The 235-nt window shown below is 70.2% G+C and carries 1 protein-coding gene; it reads left to right on the top strand.

Translation table 11 applies throughout. The features are described from left to right. Positions 1-235, top strand: a 235-nt coding sequence (locus tag ABS784_RS17300) for a hypothetical protein (protein WP_483867425.1), incomplete at both ends; no start/stop codon positions are given.

Genomic DNA, 235 nt, shown 5'->3' with positions numbered 1-235 from the left:
CGCGCGCATGGTCGATGCGCAGGCCACGGGCATGGCGGCGCGCATCAAGGATTGCAGGGATCTGGTGGACAGCCACCGCGACTGGCCGCGCGACATGCTGGTGCAGCTGGGCCACTGGCAGTTGATCATCGACGCCGTTCGCCGCCGCGAATCGCTCAGCCCCGAGGTCAAGGCCGACGTGATGGCCGCGCTGGGCTGGCCCATGGACAAGGCCGAGGTGCAGGCCAGGGGCCAG

The sequence above is a fragment of the Geobacillus sp. G4 genome, assembly GCF_040327975.1.
Taxonomy (GTDB): Bacteria; Bacillota; Bacilli; order Bacillales; family Anoxybacillaceae; genus Geobacillus; species Geobacillus thermoleovorans.
This window is presented reverse-complemented; position numbering and strand designations above follow the sequence as displayed.